Source organism: Bradyrhizobium sp. USDA 4538, from assembly GCF_024171045.1.
Classification (GTDB): Bacteria; Pseudomonadota; Alphaproteobacteria; order Rhizobiales; family Xanthobacteraceae; genus Bradyrhizobium; species Bradyrhizobium australafricanum.
In genome coordinates this window covers 6,887,840-6,906,166 of record NZ_JALJZE010000001.1, presented here as the reverse complement: position 1 = coordinate 6,906,166, position 18,327 = coordinate 6,887,840, and the positions used below count along the sequence as shown (strand labels likewise).

General features: G+C 64.9%; 15 protein-coding genes, 1 tRNA gene and 2 riboswitches. Of the genes, 13 read left to right on the top strand and 3 right to left on the bottom strand.

Annotation, left to right across the window (positions count from 1 at the left end; translation table 11 throughout):
- Window positions 1-7 precede the first annotated feature (7 nt).
- Window positions 8-1,210: an FAD-dependent monooxygenase gene (locus J2R78_RS31460; RefSeq protein WP_253608014.1), complete on the top strand. Its 1,203-nt coding sequence runs from the start codon at window positions 8-10 to the stop codon at window positions 1,208-1,210.
- A 39-nt stretch (window positions 1,211-1,249) separates the two neighbouring features.
- On the opposite strand, the gene J2R78_RS31455 is transcribed toward J2R78_RS31460, so the two are convergent.
- The gene (locus tag J2R78_RS31455) at window positions 1,250-1,684 is read right to left on the bottom strand and encodes a hypothetical protein (RefSeq protein WP_016843796.1); all 435 of its coding nucleotides are present in this window, start codon (window positions 1,682-1,684) and stop codon (window positions 1,250-1,252) included.
- A 224-nt stretch (window positions 1,685-1,908) separates the two neighbouring features.
- On the opposite strand from J2R78_RS31455, the gene J2R78_RS31450 reads away from it, so the two are divergent.
- Window positions 1,909-1,995 (top strand) — tRNA-Leu (locus J2R78_RS31450).
- Window positions 1,955-2,485, top strand: a complete 531-nt coding sequence (locus J2R78_RS31445; RefSeq protein WP_253608013.1) for a hypothetical protein — start codon at window positions 1,955-1,957, stop codon at window positions 2,483-2,485. The genes J2R78_RS31450 and J2R78_RS31445 overlap by 41 nt, the downstream gene beginning before the upstream one ends.
- 277 nt (window positions 2,486-2,762) lie before the next feature.
- Here J2R78_RS31445 and J2R78_RS31440 read toward each other — a convergent pair whose 3' ends face one another.
- Window positions 2,763-4,382, bottom strand: coding sequence for an ABC transporter substrate-binding protein (locus J2R78_RS31440; protein ID WP_225160283.1), 1,620 nt, complete (start codon window positions 4,380-4,382; stop codon window positions 2,763-2,765).
- 265 nt (window positions 4,383-4,647) lie between these two features.
- On the opposite strand from J2R78_RS31440, the gene J2R78_RS31435 reads away from it, so the two are divergent.
- The 10 genes from J2R78_RS31435 (at window position 4,648) to J2R78_RS31390 (ending at window position 17,332) form a co-directional block, all read left to right on the top strand.
- Window positions 4,648-5,778, top strand: coding sequence for a M20/M25/M40 family metallo-hydrolase (locus tag J2R78_RS31435; protein ID WP_253608012.1), 1,131 nt, complete (start codon window positions 4,648-4,650; stop codon window positions 5,776-5,778).
- Between the two features lie 91 nt (window positions 5,779-5,869).
- A riboswitch (glycine riboswitch) is annotated at window positions 5,870-5,976 on the top strand.
- A 3-nt stretch (window positions 5,977-5,979) separates the two neighbouring features.
- Window positions 5,980-6,094: riboswitch (glycine riboswitch) on the top strand.
- Between the two features lie 66 nt (window positions 6,095-6,160).
- On the top strand, window positions 6,161-7,519 hold the full coding sequence (locus J2R78_RS31430; RefSeq protein WP_253608011.1) for a D-amino acid dehydrogenase: 1,359 nt from the start codon (window positions 6,161-6,163) through the stop codon (window positions 7,517-7,519).
- A gap of 160 nt (window positions 7,520-7,679) precedes the next feature.
- A complete protein-coding gene (locus tag J2R78_RS31425) occupies window positions 7,680-8,621 on the top strand; it encodes an ABC transporter permease (RefSeq protein WP_028336105.1) in 942 nt (313 codons plus the stop codon).
- Window positions 8,622-8,624: 3 nt separating this feature from the next.
- Entirely contained in the window at window positions 8,625-9,512 is an 888-nt protein-coding gene (locus J2R78_RS31420; RefSeq protein WP_057019082.1) for an ABC transporter permease, read from the top strand.
- Window positions 9,513-9,653: 141 nt separating this feature from the next.
- Window positions 9,654-11,303 (top strand): ABC transporter ATP-binding protein, encoded by a 1,650-nt coding sequence (locus tag J2R78_RS31415; RefSeq protein ID WP_253608010.1) that lies wholly within the window; start codon window positions 9,654-9,656, stop codon window positions 11,301-11,303.
- Window positions 11,304-11,525: 222 nt separating this feature from the next.
- On the top strand, window positions 11,526-13,046 hold the full coding sequence (locus J2R78_RS31410) for a M81 family metallopeptidase (protein WP_253608009.1): 1,521 nt from the start codon (window positions 11,526-11,528) through the stop codon (window positions 13,044-13,046).
- Between the two features lie 6 nt (window positions 13,047-13,052).
- A complete protein-coding gene (locus tag J2R78_RS31405) occupies window positions 13,053-14,225 on the top strand; it encodes a M20 aminoacylase family protein (protein ID WP_028336101.1) in 1,173 nt (390 codons plus the stop codon).
- Window positions 14,218-15,636, top strand: coding sequence for an amidase (locus tag J2R78_RS31400; protein WP_253608008.1), 1,419 nt, complete (start codon window positions 14,218-14,220; stop codon window positions 15,634-15,636). Before J2R78_RS31405 ends, J2R78_RS31400 begins: the two co-directional genes overlap by 8 nt.
- Window positions 15,637-15,758: 122 nt before the next feature.
- On the top strand, window positions 15,759-16,649 hold the full coding sequence (locus tag J2R78_RS31395) for a crotonase/enoyl-CoA hydratase family protein (RefSeq protein WP_253608007.1): 891 nt from the start codon (window positions 15,759-15,761) through the stop codon (window positions 16,647-16,649).
- Complete coding sequence (locus J2R78_RS31390; RefSeq protein WP_253608006.1) at window positions 16,646-17,332, top strand: alpha/beta fold hydrolase; 687 nt, start codon at window positions 16,646-16,648, stop codon at window positions 17,330-17,332. The genes J2R78_RS31395 and J2R78_RS31390 overlap by 4 nt, the downstream gene beginning before the upstream one ends.
- Here the strand turns inward: J2R78_RS31390 and J2R78_RS31385 are convergent.
- Entirely contained in the window at window positions 17,329-18,255 is a 927-nt protein-coding gene (locus tag J2R78_RS31385; RefSeq protein WP_253608005.1) for a ketopantoate reductase family protein, read from the bottom strand. The two genes, J2R78_RS31390 and J2R78_RS31385, sit on opposite strands and share 4 nt — an antisense overlap.
- Window positions 18,256-18,327 lie beyond the last annotated feature (72 nt).

Below are 18,327 nucleotides of genomic sequence, written 5' to 3'. Positions count from 1 at the left end.
CCGCTCCGTGGCGCTGACGCGAACCGTCATCGTTGCAGGCGCCGGGATCGGAGGACTGACGGCGTCGCTGACACTGGCGGCACAGGGCTTTCGCGTCGTCGTGCTGGAGAAGGCCGAGCGGCTCGAGGAAGCCGGCGCCGGCATCCAGCTCTCTCCCAATGCCAGCCGCATCCTGGTCGAGCTCGGGCTCAAGGAACCGCTTGCGCGGCGCGCGGTCACGCCTGAATCCGTCAACATCCTGAGCGCGCGAGCCGGTGGCGAGATCGCACGGATGCCGCTTGGCCGGGCCGCCGAGTTCCGCGCCGGCGCACCCTATTGGGTGATCCACCGCGCCGATTTGCAGGCCGCGCTGCAGGCCGCCGCGAGCGACCATCCCGATATCGATCTGCGGCTCGGCTGCCAGTTCGAGGATGTGACCAAGCATGCGCGAGGCCTCACCGTCGTCCAACGCCGCGGCAATTCACGGCAGGAGGAATTGGCCGTCGCGCTGATCGGCGCCGACGGCATCTGGTCGTCGGTGCGCGGGCATTTGTTTCCGGATGTACAGCCGCAATTCTCCGGCCTGATCGCCTGGCGCGGCACGCTGGACGCCACCGCCCTGCCGCGTGAATACACCGCACCGCGCGTGCAGCTCTGGATGGGACCGGACGCGCATCTCGTCGCCTATCCCATCTCGGCCGGACGCCAGATCAACGTGGTCGCGATCGTATCGGGCACCTGGAACCGGCCGGGCTGGAGCGAGCCCGGCGACATCGACGAGATCAAGGGCGCATTCGCCACCGCGCGCTGGCCCGCGACGGCGCGGATGCTGATCGGCGCGGTCGACGGCTGGCGCAAATGGGCGCTGTTCACCCTGCCCGACATCGGCCGCTGGAGCGAAGGCGCGGTGACGCTGCTCGGCGATGCCGCGCATGCGATGCTGCCGTTTGCCGCACAAGGCGCCGGCATGGCGATCGAGGATGCGGCCGTGCTCGCCAAGGCCTTGAGAGACAGCACCGGGGAAAACACCGCGGGCATTCCCGCGGCGTTGACGCGCTACGCACGGGTGCGGCGCGGGCGCGTGCTGAAAGTGCAGCGCTTGGCGCGACAGCAGGGCCGCATCTATCATTTGCGTGGGCCGGCGGCGATCGCGCGCGATCTGGCGATCCGCGCCATCGGTCCGGAGCGCATGCTGGCGCGGCAGGACTGGATTTACGACTGGCGCGCCTGAGCTCGGCCAATCACGACCGACCCGTCTGGAAACGCCGGCTTAGTGGACGAGGCCCCGTGGCGCGCGCGGGCCCTTCGCCGCCGGCGTGGGAGCCGCGGGGGCCGCGGCCGCAGGCGTGTCCGGCGTGCTTTCATGGCACCTGCCTTTGCGCCAGGCCTCATCCGCCAGCTTCTGCTGGGAGTGGATCGAGATCAGCTCGTTGCGATAGACCATCTCGGAGACGACAGTACCGCCGACGCCGGTCTCCGCCTTGGCCATCAATTTTTCCTGATCCGCCGCGCGGGTCTTGAGATTGCTGCGCTCGTTCTCGAGCTGCTTGCAATCATAAAGCTCGTACTTGGCGGGATCGGCGAATGCCGACGGCACGGTGTCGCCGATCTGCGCGCAGCCGGAAACGCCCGCGGCCGAGGCGAGCAGCGCGATGACGGCCGCCGCGCGCGACAGCTTCAGGCGGCGTGGGAAACGAACGGACATTCAGCTTTCTTAACCGGACAGTGTTGAGATTGCCTAAAGCAGCCACCGGTGTCCGGATTGAGGCTCAATCGCGGCGGCGCGCTGCTTATCCCAATGCTCGGCCGCCGAGGCAAATGGAATTGCGGGCCGCCGCTTAAGCCTTTGAAAGCTCACCTGTTAGCACCGGATAATGACAATTCCACTCCGCGCCCAAACGCGCTAGAAATCGGCGCGCCTGGCGCAACGCGGACGTGGCGGAACTGGTAGACGCAAGGGACTTAAAATCCCTCGATGGCAACGTCGTGTGGGTTCGAGTCCCACCGCCCGCACCAACCTTCGCATGCCACGCGCACCCGAGCGGGCCAGCGTCGTGATTTCCGGCTGTGGCGCAGTTCACACGCCGCGATCGCTGACTGTCGTAGTCTTGCCCGTATTTGGAAATTCCGGCCGCGCATTTTCGCGGCTGTTGCATTTCGAAATCAATTTTGGTCGGAGGCGGCGATGGAGATTGCAAACCGCAATCGGATTGCGAAGGGCAATCGGATTGCCAGCGAAACGGCGCGCGATCATGGTGCCTTTACTCTCCAGCATGGCGACGATGCGGCTCATTGCAGCAACGGGCTCAATGCACAGAATTTCCGCAACGCTGCGCCCGACGACCGCGCAATCTACCGGCGATGGATCCGCGGCGCGATCATGCTGTACGGACTGCTCGCGTTTGCCGCTGGAGCGGTGGTCTGGATGAGCGGAACCGGCATCGGACAGACACAGCTCACGAGCCTGTCGAGCCCGAGCAGCATGAGACCAGACCACGGCGATTAGCGGTCGCCGGTTCGGAACCCGCACCCTGCGTATTCGTTGTCATGCCGCAATTGGAGCATGACGATGCCGAACGACGATCCATCCGCGCAGCGCGCAACCGACCAACCCGATCAGCGCAAGGAGCGACCCTCCCCGCCGCAGCACGCACCACAAGGCGGACCACCGCTCAGCGACGGACTGGAGCAGCTCCGCGACAGCCACACCTGACACGCGACAGCGCGAAAAGAAAAATGGCCGGGACAAGTCCCGGCCATTTGTTTTGCGTCAAGCCGCAAGCTTACTCGGACTTGTCGATATTCCAGAAGATCGGCGTTGCCGGGCCGTCGAGCACGCCGGTCAGCGACTTCCGCCATGCGCTCGGAATGGTGTACTGGCCGAGCGGAACGTAGATCACCTGATCGTAGGCCTCGGTCTGGATTTCCGTGGCGATCTTCTTCTTTTCCTCAGCCGAGCCGGCGCGTGCGAACTTGTCACGCAGCTCCTCGATCTTCGGGTCTTCGGCCCAGCCGAACCAGCCGCCATTCTTGCCGCGACCGGTGATCGACGCGTTGACGATCGGATCGGAGACGTCGGCCGCGACCCAGTTGGTGAAGAACATGTTCCAGCCACCTTCCTTCGGCGGCTTCTGGCTGGCGCGGCGGGTCACCACGGTCTGCCAGTCGGTGGCCTGCAGGTCGACCTTGAAGCCGGCCTCGCGCAACTGCTGCGCAGCCACGACCGGCTGGGCCTTCAACGTCGTGACGTCGCCCGGCGCCATGATCACCACGGGGGTGCCGTCATAGCCGGATGCGGCAAGCGCCTTCTTGGCTTCCGCCAGGCCGTTACCCTTCACCAGCGTTTCGGCCCCGACGTCGGTCTCGAGCGGCGTGCCGCAGACGAAGAAGGCGCCGCAGATCCTCTGGTACTTGGCGTTGCCGACCAGCGCGTCGAGCACGTCCTTCTGGTTCATCGCCAGGAACGCAGCCCGGCGCACCTTCGGATTGTCGAACGGCGGATAGAGGAAGTTCATGCGTCCGAGGGTCTGGAAGCCGAACTTGTTCAGGACGTCGATCTTGAGATCCGGATTGGCTTCGAGCACCGGCAGCATGTCGAACGGAAGGTTCTCCATGAAATCGATGTCGCCGGATTGCAGTGCGTTCACCGCGGTCTGCGCATCGGCCATCGTGACCCACTCGACACGGTCGACCTTGACGACCTTGCCGCCCGCGGTCCAGCTCGCCGGCTCCTTGCGCGGCACGTAGTCCTTGTTCTTCTCATAGACCGCCTTCACGCCCGGCTGGAATTCCGCCTGCACGAATTTGAACGGTCCGGAGCCGATCTGTTCCGGGATCGGCTTGTCCGGCGGCGTCTCGGCAAGACGCTTCGGCATCATGAACGGCACGCGCGACGACGGCTTGCCGATCGATTCCAGCACGAGGCCGTAGGGTTCCTTCAGCTTCAGCGTGATGGTCTTGGCGTCGGTCGCCTCCAGGCTCGCGACGAAGTCCATCAGCTTCTGGCCCATGCCGTCGACCTTGCCCCAACGCTGCAGCGAGGCGACGCAGTCTTCCGCGGTGACCGGCGCGCCGTCGTGCCACTTCAGACCGTCGCGCAGCGTGAACGTGTAGGTCAGCTTGTCGTCGGAAACCTTCCAGTCCGCCATCTGCGGCTGGATCTTGAAATTGGAATCCGTCGCCAGCAGCGTGTCATAGATCATGTAGCCATGATCGCGGGTGATGTAGGCCGTGGTCATGATCGGATCGATGACGCGCAGATCCGAGTGCATCACCGCGGTGATGGTCTTGCCCGCGGCCATCGCCTGCGGCGCGAATGACAATTCCTGCGGCGCGAACGACAGCGCGAGCGCCGTCAACGCGGCCGCTAGCGTGCGGTGTTTCCAACGCGAGATAGGGAACATGCAATCTCTCCTGACGTGTAACTGGTCAAAGCCGGCTTATTCGTTATGCATGTGGTTCGTTATTTAGGCGAACTAACATGCTGTATGGCTTGTGAAATCGAGACTTGCACCAAGCGCCAAGCGCGTCAATCGGTTTCAGGTCGCATCGGACGTACACAAACGAATGAGGCCGCGCGCCAGATTTTGGCTTTACAAAATCGTCGGCTGAGATTTTCGTAACGCGCGCGCGATGCCGGCGCCGTCAGAACAACAAGAGAGAACAACGATGAACCCCGCCAATCTCCCCTTTGATTCCGAAACGATGCTGCAGGGCCTGCGCAGCTGGGTGGAATGCGAAAGCCCGACCTGGGACGCCGCCGCGGTCGAACGCATGCTCGATCTCGCCGCCCGCGAGATGGCGATCATGGGTGCGACGATCGAGCGCATCGCCGGACGCCAGGGCTTCGCGGGCTGCGTCCGCGCCCGTTTTCCCCATCCGAAACAAGGCCAGCCCGGCATCCTGATCGCCGGCCATCTGGACACCGTTCACCCGGTCGGCACCATCGAGAAGCTGAAGTGGCGGCGCGAAGGCAACAAGTGCTTCGGGCCGGGCATCTTCGACATGAAGGGCGGCAACTACCTGTCGATCGAGGCGATCAGGCAATTGGCGCGCGCCTCCTTCCCGACCCCGCTGCCGATCACCGTGCTGTTCACCCCCGACGAAGAGGTCGGCACGCCGTCGACGCGCGACATCATCGAGGCGGAAGCCGCGCGCAACAAATATGTGCTGGTGCCGGAGCCCGGCCGTCCGAACAACGGCGTCGTCACCGGCCGCTACGCGATCGCGCGCTTCAACCTGGAAGCCACCGGCAAGCCCAGCCATGCCGGCGCGACGCTGTCTTCCGGCCGCTCCGCGATCCGCGAGATGGCGCGGCAGATCATCGCCATCGACGGCATGACCACCGAGGACTGCACCTTCTCGGTCGGCATCGTGCATGGCGGCCAGTGGGTCAATTGCGTCGCGACGACCTGCACCGGCGAAGCGCTCAGCATGGCCAAGCGCCAGGCCGATCTCGACCGCGGCGTCGAGCGCATGCTGGCACTGTCGGGCACCGCCAACGACGTGACCTTCAAGGTGACGCGCGGCGTCACCCGCCCGGTGTGGGAGCCCGATGCGGGCACCATGGCGCTCTATGAAAAGGCAAAAGGCCTTGCGGCAGCGATGGGTCTCGATCTGCCGCACGGCAGCGCCGGCGGCGGCTCGGACGGCAACTTCACCGGCGCGATGGGCATCCCCACGCTCGACGGCCTCGGCGTTCGCGGCGCCGATGCACATACGCTCAACGAGCACATCGAGGTCGATAGCCTCGCCGAACGCGGCCGCCTGATGGCGGCACTGCTGGCGACGCTGGACTGACATCGATTGCACTGCACAACACGTTGGCACTGCCGGATCGAAATTTAGCCTTGTCCATTTTTAAGGCTTCGCCTACGGTCCGGCCGTCCAACGCGACGATGCGGGAGAGATCGAAGCGACAACAATCGTGTTGTTGGCTTCGGCGCCGACGGAGCAACCGCCCCGGAAACTCTCAGGCAAAAGGACTGTATCGTCAGGACGATCTGGAGAGAGACGAACATGGCCGCACATCAAGGGCCATGACGTCCACCGAAGGGGATAGTTCGCTTCTGGCCACAGCCCGATGCGGATCAAGCTCTCAGGTACCGTGACAGATGGGGCGCCGAATGCCGGTTTGACCGGTGGTTCGGCGACTCTAACCCACGGGAGCCTGACAACCATCATGCCACACATCGCGATTATCGGCGCCGGCATCACCGGCGTAACGACGGCCTATGCCCTGCTTGAACGCGGCTACAAGGTGACTGTCCTTGACAGGCATCGCTACGCCGCGATGGAAACTTCGTTCGCCAATGGCGGACAGCTTTCCGCCAGCAACGCCGAAGTCTGGAACAGTGCTGCGACCATCCTGAAGGGGCTGCGCTGGATGCTCAGAAGCGACGCGCCGCTGCTGATGAACCCGAAGCCGAGCTGGCACAAATATTCCTGGATCAGCGAGTTCGTCGGCCACATCACGCGCTATCGCGGCAACACCATCGAGACCACGAAGCTCGCCATCGAAGCGCGCAAGCATCTGTTCTCGATCGCAGAGCGCGAAAACATCGCCTTCGATCTCGAACGCCGCGGCATCCTGCACGTCTATCACGACAGGGCCGGCTTCGAAGCCGGCCTCAAGGTCAACACGCTGCTGCAGCAAGGCGGGCTCGACCGCCGGCCGGTGACCCCGGACGAGATCCGCGTCATCGAACCCGCGCTGCAGACAACCTGCTATGGCGGCTTCTTCACGCCGTCCGACGCGACCGGCGATATTCACAAATTCACGCGTGGGCTTGCCGACGCCTGCATCCGCCGTGGCGCGAGCTTCGTCCATGAAGCCGACGTCGACACGATCGCACACGGCGATGACGGCTTCCGCATCGGCTGGAACGAAGCTGCTTCACATGATGCTGCGGTCGCGACGCGACAGCAGCTACAGGCGGACGGGATCGTGATTTGCGCCGGCGTGGCGAGCCGCCACTTCGCCAGCCTGCTCAACGACCGCGTCAATGTCTATCCGGTGAAGGGCTATTCGATCACGGTGCAGCTCGATGCGCCGCAAAGCCGGAATGCCGCCCCAACCGTCAGCCTGCTCGATGAAGCTGCGAAGATCGTCACCAGCCGGCTCGGCGCCGACCGCTTCCGCGTCGCCGGCACCGCCGAGTTCAACGGCTTCAACCGCGACATTCGCGCCGATCGCATTCAACCGCTGGTGGACTGGGTGCGGCATCATTTCCCGGAGATCGATACGTCGAAAGTCGTGCCATGGGCGGGCCTGCGCCCGATGATGCCGAACATGATGCCGGTGGTTCGCGCCGGACGGATTCCGGGCGTGTTCTACAATACGGGCCACGGTCATCTCGGCTGGACGCTGTCGGCGGCGACGGCGCAGATGGTGGCCCAGGCGATCGACGATTGGCGCGACCTCGACACGCCGCCGATGGCGCCGTCGTTCGGTGCCGGGCTCGATGTGCCCGCCGACGCGCGCAAAGCTGAAATCAATCCACCTTCCAGTGGACTGCTTCGAACTTCACCGGAGGAATAATCGCGGCCAACAGGACTGATTAGCTGCACCGCAAAATCCGCAGCACCGATGGCATGGGACTTGCTCAAGTTCTACCGTGAGTCTGCTACCATCTGTGCTACGGTCTGGTGTGCAACGGTCCCGCTGCGGACTTCATCGACCACAACCCAACGGATCAAATTTGCTCGGATATCTGCTTCGCCGCATCCTCGCCGCCATTCCCGTGATGGGCGTGGTGGCTCTGTTCGTGTTCCTGTTGCTGCGGCTGACGCCGGGCGACCCGGCCGCCATCCTCGCCGGCGACAACGCGACGCCCGAACAGCTCGAACGCATTCGGACCTCGCTTGGTCTGAACGAGCCGATCTACATCCAGTTCTACACCTGGATCGCCAAGTTGCTGCACGGCGACCTCGGCGTCTCCCTGATCTCGAACAAGCCGATCCTCGAAATGATCGTCCCGCGCCTCGAGCCCTCGATCTCGGTCGCGCTGGCCACCATCATCCTCTCGATCCTGGTGGCGGTGCCGCTCGGCGTGATCGCGGCGTGGAAGCACGGCACCTGGATCGACCGCTTCGTGATGGGGCTCTCGGTGCTCGGCTTCTCGGTGCCGGTGTTCGTGATCGGCTACGTGCTGATCCAGATCTTTGCGATTGATCTGCGCTGGGTTCCGGTACAGGGCTTCAAGAGCATCTCGGCCGGCTTCGGTCCGTTCTTCCAGCGCCTCATCCTGCCGACCTGCACACTCTCCTTCATCTATGTCGCGCTGATCGCACGCATGACGCGGGCCTCGATGCTCGATGTGCTCGGCGAGGATTACGTGCGCACGGCGCGGGCCAAGGGCATCGGCGAGACCGGCGTGCTGCTGCGCCATGCGCTGCGCAACGCCGCCGTGCCGGTCATCACGGTGATCGGTTCCGGCTTCGCGCTGCTGATCTCCGGCGTCGTCGTCACCGAGAGCGTGTTCAATCTTCCCGGCATCGGCCGCCTCACCGTCGATGCGGTGCTGGCGCGCGACTATCCGGTGATCCAGGCGATGATCCTGTTGACGTCGGGTATCTACGTCGCGGTCAATCTGTTGATCGACCTCGCCTACACCCTGCTCGATCCTCGTATCCGGTACTGAGCAATGGCGATCGAAACCCTTCCCGAATCCTCGCTTCCCGTCACCCGGCCGTTCCGCGTCAAGTTCGGCTTCCTGACGTCGACGCCGATCATCGCGGTTGCGACGATCAGCCTCGCCCTCATCATCCTGATGGCGATCTTCGCGCCGCTGCTTGCGCCGCACGATCCTCTGCTGCTGACGCCGTCGCAGCGGCTGAAGCCGTCGAGCGCGCAATACCTGCTCGGCACCGACGCCTATGGCCGCGACCTGTTGTCGCGCATCATCTACGGCGCACGGATCTCGCTGGTGATCGGGCTCGGCGCCGCCGTCTGCTCGATCGCCATCGGCCTTCTGATCGGCCTCGTCGCCGGCTTCTTCCGCTGGGTCGATGCGGTGCTGATGCGCGTGATGGACGGCTTGATGGCGATCCCCGCCATCCTGCTCGCGATCGCCGTGGTGTCGCTGTCGGGCGCCAGCATCTGGACCGTGATGGTCGCGATCACCATCCCCGAGATCCCGCGCGTGGCGCGGCTGGTGCGCTCAGTGGTGCTGACCGCACGCGAGGAACCTTATGTCGAGGCCGCGATCTCACTCGGCACCAGCCTGCCGAAGATCATGTGGCGGCATTTGATGCCGAACACGATCGCGCCGCTGATCGTGCAAGGCACCTATGTCTGCGCGTCCGCGATCCTGACCGAGGCGATCCTGTCGTTCCTCGGCGCCGGCATCTCGCCGGAAACGCCGACCTGGGGCAACATCATGGCCGAGGGCCGCGCCTATTTCCAGGTCAAGCCGTCGCTGATCTTCTGGCCGGGGCTGCTGCTCTCGATCGCCATTCTCAGCGTCAACCTGATCGGCGACGCCGCCCGCGACGCGCTCGATCCCCGCATGAAGCAGCGTGAGGGCAAGTGACGGCTTCAGCTCTTCTGAAGCCGTCATTCCGGGGCGATGCGAAGCATCGAACCCGGAATCTCGAGATTCCGGGTCTGGTGCTGGCGCACCATCCCGGAATGACAGTGGGTAAATTCCTTCACAGCGCCAAGAGACCCTGACATGACCAACGTCGTCCTCGACATCAGCAATCTCGTCGTCGGCCTCGGCCGCAAGGCGGATGCGCATCGCATCATCGACGACCTCTCGCTGCAGGTACGTGAAAGCGAGACGCTGTGCCTGGTCGGCGAAAGCGGCTCGGGCAAGTCGGTGACATCGCTCACCGTGATGGGCCTGCAGCAGAAGGGCACGCTGGTGCCGTCTGGCGGCAGCGTCAAACTGGTCGGCGAGGAACTGCTCACCGCCAGCGACCGGCGGCTGCGGCAACTCCGCGCCACGCGGATGGCGATGATCTTCCAGGAGCCGATGACCGCGCTCAATCCCGTGGTGCCGGTAGGCCGCCAGATCGACGAGGTGCTGCGCGCCCACACAGATCTCGATGCCCGCGCACGGCGCCAGAAAATCCTGGCGATGATGGAGCATGTGCGGCTGCCGGACGTGGAGCGCATCTTCTCCTCCTACCCGCACCGCCTCTCGGGCGGTCAGCGCCAGCGCATCATGATCGCGATGGCGCTGGTGCTGGAGCCGAAGCTCCTGATCGCGGACGAGCCGACCACCGCGCTCGACGTCACCACCCAGAAGCAGATCCTCACCTTGATCCGCGACCTGCAACGCGATCACGGCACCGCGGTTCTGTTCATCACCCACGACATGGGCGTGGTGGCCGAGATCGCCGACCGCGTCGCGGTGATGCGGCACGGCCGCCTGGTCGAAACCGGCCCGCTGCAGGACGTGCTGCGCAATCCGAAGATGGAGTACACCCGCAACCTCTTGTCCTCGGTGCCGAGCCTGGTGCCGCGCGCGCCGCGCCCGGAGACGACCGAGCCCGTGGTGCTGGAAGCCAACGAGCTCAGCAAGGTCTACCGGGAGCGGTCGCTGTACGGCAAAGCCCGCGAGGTCGCCGCCGCCAGCAACGTCACGCTCACTCTGCGCAAGGGCCGCACCCTCGGCATCGTCGGCGAAAGCGGTTCCGGCAAGTCGACGGTCGCGCGCTGCATCGTGCGCCTAATCGATCCGACCTCGGGCGGGGTACGCCTCGCCGGCCGCGAGATCTCCGACCTGTCGCGCCGGCTGTTGCAACCGCATCGCCAGAAGATCCAGATCATCTTCCAGGATCCCTACCGCTCGCTCAATCCGCGCGTCACCGTCGGCGAGAGCATCGCGGAAGGCCCGGTCAATTACGGCATGCCGCGCAAGGATGCGCTGGCGCGGGCGCGCGAGCTGCTCGAGCTCGTCCATTTGCCGCCCGACGCGATCTCGCGATATCCGCACCAGTTCTCCGGCGGCCAGCGCCAGCGCATCGCGATCGCGCGCGCGCTGGCGCTCGATCCCGACGTGCTCGTCGCGGATGAGGCGGTGTCCGCGCTCGACGTCTCGGTGCAGGCGCAGGTTCTGGATCTGCTTGACGAAATCCAGCGCCGGCTGGGCATCGCGCTGCTGTTCATCACGCATGATTTGCGCGTCGCCGCACAAATCTGCGACGACGTCGCCGTGATGCAACATGGCCGCGTCGTGGAACAGGGACCGGCCGCCGAGGTGCTGACCAATCCGCAGCAGGCCTATACCCGCGCGCTGCTCGATGCGGCGCCCGGTCGCGGCTGGGACTTCGCCAACTTCCGCCCCGTTTCGGAAGGCATTGTGGCGACGGCCTAGGTCTTTAGCCTCAAGCCTTTCCGCCCACAGGGCATGCAAATCCGCTGGTGCTCCCCGGCTTGCGCTGGGCGCGACGACACGCTTAACGTCGCGCGCTAGAGCGTGGCCCTGAAGGCGGACACCGGTCTTCCCCGGAGATCACGCTCCAACCAACGAGATGAGATCATGACGCGCGTCGTTATGATCGCATCATGATCGAAGAAACGTATCGAGACCGACTTGATGACCCGCATTGCCGTTGGCGGCTTCCTGCACGAGACCAATACCTTCGCACCGACGAAGGCAACCTATGACGATTTCGTGCATGGCGGTGGCTGGCCGTCGATGACGCATGGCGCCGACGTGCTCAAGGTCATGCGCAAGATCAATGTCGGCCTCGCCGGCTTTGTCGAGGCGGCGGAAGCCAATGGCTGGGAGCTGGTGCCGACGATCTTCGCCGCGGCGAGCCCGTCGGCGCATGTCAGCAAGGATGCGTTCGAGCGGATCGTGACGGAAATGGTCGACGGCATCGCCGCGGCCGGACCGATCGATGCCGTCTATCTCGACCTGCACGGCGCCATGGTCACCGAGCATTATGACGACGGTGAAGGCGAAACGCTGGCCCGCGTGCGCAAGGCGATCGGCAACGACCTGCCGCTGGTGGCGAGCCTCGATCTGCATGCGAACGTCTCGCCAAAGATGATCGAGCATGCCGATGCGCTGATTGCCTACCGCACCTATCCGCATGTCGACATGGCCGAAACCGGCCGCGCCTGCGCCCGGCATCTGGCGCTGATGCTCAAGTCCAGGCAGCGCTTCGCAAAGGCATTCCGGCAACTGCCGTTCCTGATCCCGATCAGCTGGCAATGCACCAACGACCAGCCGACCAAGGGCATCTATCAGAAGCTCGCCGCACTCGAGAGCGACGCGGTGCCGACGCTGTCGTTTGCGCCGGGCTTCCCGGCCGCCGATTTCAGGGATTGCGGGCCGAGCGTATTCGCTTACGGCCGGACCCAGGCCGATGCGGATGCCGCCGCCGACAAGGTCGTCGCCCTGGTCGAGAGCCATGAGGACGATTTCGACGGCCGGATCTATTCGCCCGACGAAGGCGTGCGGCTGGCGATGGAACTGGCGAAATCGGCCAGCAAGCCGATCATCATCGCCGACACGCAGGACAATCCCGGCGCCGGCGGCGATTCCGACACCACCGGCATGCTGCGCGCGCTGGTGCGCAACAAGGCGAGTGCCGCAACCGGCGTGATCTACGACCCGCAATCCGCGAAGGCCGCGCACAGCGCCGGTGTCGGGGCATCAGTCACGCTCGAGCTCGGCGGCAAGTCCGGCATTCCCGGCGACGCGCCATACCGGGAGACTTTTGTCGTCGAACAGCTCTCGGATGGAAAATTCGTGGCTCCCGGTCCCTATTTCGGCGGCCGCGACATGGACATGGGCCCCTCGGCCTGCCTGCGGGTCGGCGACGTCCGCGTCGTGGTCGGCTCCTACAAGGCCCAGCTTGCCGACCAGGCGATGTACCGCTATGTCGGCATCGAGCCGACGGCACAGAAGATTTTGGTCAACAAGAGCTCGGTGCACTTCCGCGCCGATTTCGAGCCGATCGCCGAGAAGCTCTTGATCTGCGCCGCTCCCGGCGCGATGCCCGCCGATACCGCCACGCTGCCGTGGAGACATTTGCGTCCCGGCATTCGTATCAAGCCGAACGGCCCTACTTTCACACCCACCTCCCCATCACGCACAAACGGATAGAGAGCCATGCCGACCATTGAGCGCATCGACAGTTTTGCCGACGAACTCACCGCCATCAGACGGGATCTGCATGCACATCCCGAGATCGGCTTCGAGGAGGTCCGCACCTCGGGCATCGTCGCCGACAAGCTGACGAGCTGGGGCATCGAGGTGCATCGCGGCCTCGGCGGCACCGGCGTGGTCGGTGTGCTCAAGGGCAAGGGCAACGGCACCAAGAAGATCGGCCTGCGCGCCGACATGGACGCGCTGCCGATGGAAGAGAACACCAATCTGAAGTGGCGTTCGACCATTCCCGGCCGCTTCCACGGCTGCGGCCATGACGGCCACACCACGATGCTGCTCGGCTCGGCGCGCTATCTCGCCGAGACCCGCAATTTCGACGGCACCGTGCATTTCATCTTCCAGCCGGCCGAGGAAGGCCTCGGCGGCGCCCGCGCCATGATCAAGGACGGCCTGTTCAAGCAGTTCCCCTGCGACGAGGTCTATGGCCTGCACAACGCGCCGGACCTCAACCATGGCGAGATCGCGATCCTGCCGGGCCCGGCAATGGCCGCAGCCGACTTCTTCGACATCAGGATCCAGGGCTATGGCGCCCATGGCGCGATGCCGGAGCGTTCCAAGGACGCGGTCGTGATCGCAATGACGCTCGGACAGGCGTTGCAGTCGATCGTCAGCCGCAACGTCGATCCGCTGCAGGCTGCGGTGCTGTCGATCACGCAGATCCATTCCGGGTCGGCGTACAACGTCATTCCCGGCGAAGCCTGGATGTGCGGCACGGTGCGCTGCTTCTCCGACGAGATCCGTGAGCTGATCCGCAAGCGCATGCGCGAAATCTCCGCCGGCTTTGCGGCGGCATATGACGCCGAAATCTCGGTCGAGATCCGCGACGGCTTCAGCGTGCTGGTGAATCAGGAAGAGCAGTCCCGCGTGGTCGAGGAAGTCGCGCGCACCGTCGTCGATCCGGCCAAGGTGATCACCCGCTCGACGCCAAAGATGGGCAGCGAGGATTTCGCCGACATGATGCAGGCCATTCCCGGCGCGTATTTCTGGGTCGGCCATGACGGCTCCGTGCCCGTTCACAATCCCGGTTACGTTCTCGACGACAAGATCCTGCCGATCGGCGCCAGCATGTTCGCCCGCATCATCGAGAAACGCATGCCGGCAGGTGCGCATGCATAAGCCCAAAGGGGACGCCATCACGTCGCTGCACGATCTCTCCGCCGTCGACCTGCTCGCCGGCTATCGTGCCAAGCAGTTCTCGCCGTCCGAGGTGCTGGAGGAAATCATTTCCCAGGTCGCGACCTGGGAGCCGCACATCAAGGCGCTGTATTTGTACGACCCGGAAGGGGCGCGGAAGGTCGCCAGGACCTCGACCGAGCGCTGGCAGCAGGCCGAGCCGGCCGGCACGCTCGATGGCGTTCCCGCCACCATCAAGGACAATGTCGCGACCAAGGGGCAGCCGGTGCCGCTGGGCGCGGCGAGCGTCAAGCTGGCGCCCGCGGAGAAGGATGCACCGCCCGCGGCGCGGCTGCGCGAGGCCGGCTGCGTGATCTTCTCCAAGACCACGATGCCGGACTACGGCATGCTGTCGTCGGGCCTGTCCTCATTCCATCCCCTGACCCGCAATCCCTGGGATGTCAGCAAGAACCCCGGCGGCTCGAGCGCCGGCGCGGGCGCGGCAGGTGCTGCCGGCTATGGTCCCTTGCATCTCGGCACCGATATCGGCGGCTCGGTGCGGCTGCCGGCCAACTGGTGCGGCCTCGTCGCATTGAAACCGAGCCTCGGCCGCGTGCCGATCGACCCGCCCTATATCGGCCGCGTCGCCGGTCCGATGACCCGCACCGTCGACGACGCCGCGCTGATGATGAGCGTATTGTCGCGTCCCGACCGCCGCGACGGCATGAGCCTGCCGGCGCTCGAGGTGAACTGGAAGGCGCTGGAGAAGTCGCCACGCAAGCTGCGCATCGGGCTGATGCTCGACGCCGGCTCCGGCCAGAAGGTCGAGAAGGAGGTTCGCGAAATCGTCGTCAAGGCGGCGAAGGCGTTCGAATCCGCCGGCGCCGTCATCACCGAGATCGACGGCATCCTGACGCCCGAGATGCTCGAAGGGCTCGACAATTTCTGGCGCGCCCGGACCTGGGATGAGCTGTCGAAACTGTCGCAGGCCGACCGCAGCAAGACCCTGCCCTACATCCTCAACTGGGCAGAGGCCGGTGCAAAGCTCTCCGGCGTCGATGTGGTGCGCGGCTTCAACCAAACGATGGCGATCCGCGCCGCCGCCGCGAAATTGTTTTGCGAGGTCGACTACGTGATCTCGCCGGTGTCGCCGGTGGTGAACTTCCCGGCGGAGTTCGCCGCACCGCTCAACGATCCCGCAAAGCCGTTCGAGCACATCTGCTTTACCGTGCCGTGGAATATGTCGGAGAACCCCGCGCTGTCGATCAACGGCGGCTACGACAAGAAGGGCTTTCCGATCGGCGTCCAGATCATCGGCCGCCGCTTCGACGACATCGGCGTGCTCGGCATGGGCAAGGCGTTCGAAGGCCTTCGCGGCCCGCAGAAGCCGTGGCCCACGCCGCCGAAGAAGTAGCGCCTCGGCCTTCCAAATTGTCATGCGCGGGCTCGACCCGCGCATCCATCTTCTTCATAAAGAAGAGATGGATTGCCGGGTCGAGCCCGGCAATGACAAATAAAAGGAAGGAAATCATCCCCATGGCGTATGAGACGATCAAGTACGAGGTCGCCGAGCAGATCCTGACCATCACGCTGAACCGGCCCGACAAGCTCAACGCCTTCAACGCCACGATGCAGCAGGAGCTGATCGACGCGTTCGACAAAGCCGACAAGGACGACGACGTCAGGGCCATCATCGTGACGGGTGCGGGCCGCGGCTTCTGCGCCGGCGCCGATCTCTCCTCCGGCGCCAACACGTTCGACCGCGATGCGCGGCGCGGTCCGGTCAAGCGCAATGCCGACGACAGCGTTGACTACAGCGATCCGCAGGTGCGCGACGGCGGCGGACAAGTGACGCTGCGCATCTTCAAGTGCCTGAAGCCTGTCATCGCTGCGGTGAACGGCCCGGCGGTCGGCATCGGCGTCACCATGCAGCTTGCGATGGATATCCGCATCGCCTCCGACGCCGCGCGCTTCGGCTTCGTGTTCTCCCAGCGCGGCATCGTGCCGGAAGCCGCATCGAGCTGGTTCCTGCCGCGCATCGTCGGCATCTCGCAGGCGCTGGAATGGTGCTATTCCGGCCGCGTCTTCCCGGCGCAGGAAGCGCTCGCCGGCCGGCTCGTCAGCAAGGTGGTGCCGCCGGCCGATCTGCTGCCGACCGCGCGTGCACTCGCCAAGGAGTTCGCGGCCAAGACCGCGCCGGTGTCGGTGGCGCTGATCCGCCAGATGATGTGGCGCATGATGGGCGCCGACGATCCGATGGAGGCGCACAAGGTGGACAGCCGCGGCATCTATGCCCGCGGCCGCTCCGACGACGTCAAGGAAGGCGTGGTGTCGTTCCTGGAAAAGCGCCCCGCGCAGTTCAAGAACAAGGTGTCGTCGGACATGCCCGACTATTTCCCGTGGTGGCAAGAGCGCGACTATAAGTGAACGAACGGCGTCAAGCGGCGTCCACACTTGACGGCGTCGTCCTGCTGCACGGCATCAGCAGGACGGCGCGCTCGTTTCGCAGGATGGAGCTGGCACTGAAGGCTGCCGGCTTTGCCACCCTCAATCTCGACTATGATAGCCGGCGCAAGCCACTCGACGTGTTGGCCGAGGACATCCGCCCCTCGCTCGATCGATTCGCAGAGAGCCTCGACGGCTCCGTGAACTTCGTCTGCCATTCCATGGGCGGGCTTCTGGCGCGCGTCTATCTGGCAAGGCATCGCCCGGCGCGGCTCGGCCGCGTCGTGATGCTGGGCACGCCGAACGGCGGCAGCGAGATCGCCGACCGCCTGAAGAACCTCGCGGCTTATCGCGCCTATTTCGGTCCGGCCGGGCAGCAGCTCGTCACCCGCCGCGATGCCGCGACCAGCGCGCTGCTGCCGCCGATCGATTATTCCGCCGGCATCATTGCCGGCAACCGTTCGGTCTATCCGATCACCTCCATGGCCCTGCCGCGGCCGCATGACGGCCGGGTGTCGGTCGCCAACACCAGGCTCGAGGGTATGGCCGATCACATCGTGATCCGCACCTCGCATCCCTGGCTGGTGCGCAACGCCGATGCGATCGCGCAGACCATCGCGTTCTTGCGAGAGGGGCAATTCAGCACAAATCGTCAGGTGGACTAGGCGTGGGCGTTACCCATCCTGTGCAGCTTGAGCATGGCATAGACCGCATTGTTGGCTGGCGTAGGAATGCCAAGCGGGCGGGCGAACTCCACCACCTTTCCGGCGAGCCAGTCGAGTTCGAGCCGGTTGCCGCGTTCGAGATCGTGCAGCATGGAAGCCTTGAAGGTGGGCGGCGAGGCTTCCGCGAATTTCATTCGGTCCTCGGCAAAATTCTCCGGAATGGGAACGCCCCTGGCACGGCCGACCGCCACCACCTCGCTCATCAGGCTGTAAAAGAACGCTCGCGTATCCGGGTCGGCCAGGATCGGCCCCAGCGGCTGGCGAGTCGTTGCGGTCGCGCCTGATAGTCCGACGAGGAATACAAATTTCTGCCAGCGCTCGCGGTCAATCCCGTCGGACACCGAGATGTCGATGCCGGCCGCTTGAGCGGCGTCGGCAAAGGCCTTGAGGCCGTCATCGGGCTTACCGTCGGTTCTGCCGCAGACCATGCGCGCGAACTGGCTCGTGTGGGTGACGACGCCAGGCGCGGACAGCACTGTAGCAATGTAGGCACTTCCGGCGACCACATTGTCGGCGCCGAGAATCGGGGCGATCCTCTCGGCGCTATCGACCCCGTTTTGCAGCGGGATCACCCGGGTGCGCGGTCCGACCAGGGGGAGAGACAACCTGGCTGCCGTCTCGCTGTCCCAAAGCTTGACCGCGAACAGTACGATATCGACCGGGCCGACCGTGGCTGGATCATCGGTCACGTTGGGTTCGGGCAAATGAAGATTGCCGAGCACACTCTCGACCTTGAGACCGTTTTTCCTGATCGCCTCGAGGTTGGAGCCGCGTGCGATAAAGAACACGTCGTGCCCTGCCGCAGCCATACGTGCTCCGAAATAACCGCCGAGGGCACCGGCCGCCATCACAGCGATACGCATGTCATATCCTCCCCCCTGCAACGACACTCAGCCGGCAGAGGATATCACGCGACGGACCCGGGTTCGATTCCC

Excerpts from the sequence above, each read along its gene's own strand:
- J2R78_RS31455 (WP_016843796.1), bottom strand. The coding sequence starts at position 1,684 with ATGTCCGTTCGTTTCCCACGCCGCCTGAAGCTGTCGCGCGCGGCGGCC.
- J2R78_RS31445 (WP_253608013.1), top strand. The coding sequence starts at position 1,955 with ATGGCAACGTCGTGTGGGTTCGAGTCCCACCGCCCGCACCAACCTTCG.
- J2R78_RS31440 (WP_225160283.1), bottom strand. The coding sequence starts at position 4,382 with ATGTTCCCTATCTCGCGTTGGAAACACCGCACGCTAGCGGCCGCGTTG.
- J2R78_RS31435 (WP_253608012.1), top strand. The coding sequence starts at position 4,648 with ATGAACCCCGCCAATCTCCCCTTTGATTCCGAAACGATGCTGCAGGGC.
- J2R78_RS31430 (WP_253608011.1), top strand. The coding sequence starts at position 6,161 with ATGCCACACATCGCGATTATCGGCGCCGGCATCACCGGCGTAACGACG.
- J2R78_RS31420 (WP_057019082.1), top strand. The coding sequence starts at position 8,625 with ATGGCGATCGAAACCCTTCCCGAATCCTCGCTTCCCGTCACCCGGCCG.
- J2R78_RS31415 (WP_253608010.1), top strand. The coding sequence starts at position 9,654 with ATGACCAACGTCGTCCTCGACATCAGCAATCTCGTCGTCGGCCTCGGC.
- J2R78_RS31410 (WP_253608009.1), top strand. The coding sequence starts at position 11,526 with ATGACCCGCATTGCCGTTGGCGGCTTCCTGCACGAGACCAATACCTTC.
- J2R78_RS31405 (WP_028336101.1), top strand. The coding sequence starts at position 13,053 with ATGCCGACCATTGAGCGCATCGACAGTTTTGCCGACGAACTCACCGCC.
- J2R78_RS31400 (WP_253608008.1), top strand. The coding sequence starts at position 14,218 with ATGCATAAGCCCAAAGGGGACGCCATCACGTCGCTGCACGATCTCTCC.
- J2R78_RS31395 (WP_253608007.1), top strand. The coding sequence starts at position 15,759 with ATGGCGTATGAGACGATCAAGTACGAGGTCGCCGAGCAGATCCTGACC.
- J2R78_RS31385 (WP_253608005.1), bottom strand. The coding sequence starts at position 18,255 with ATGCGTATCGCTGTGATGGCGGCCGGTGCCCTCGGCGGTTATTTCGGA.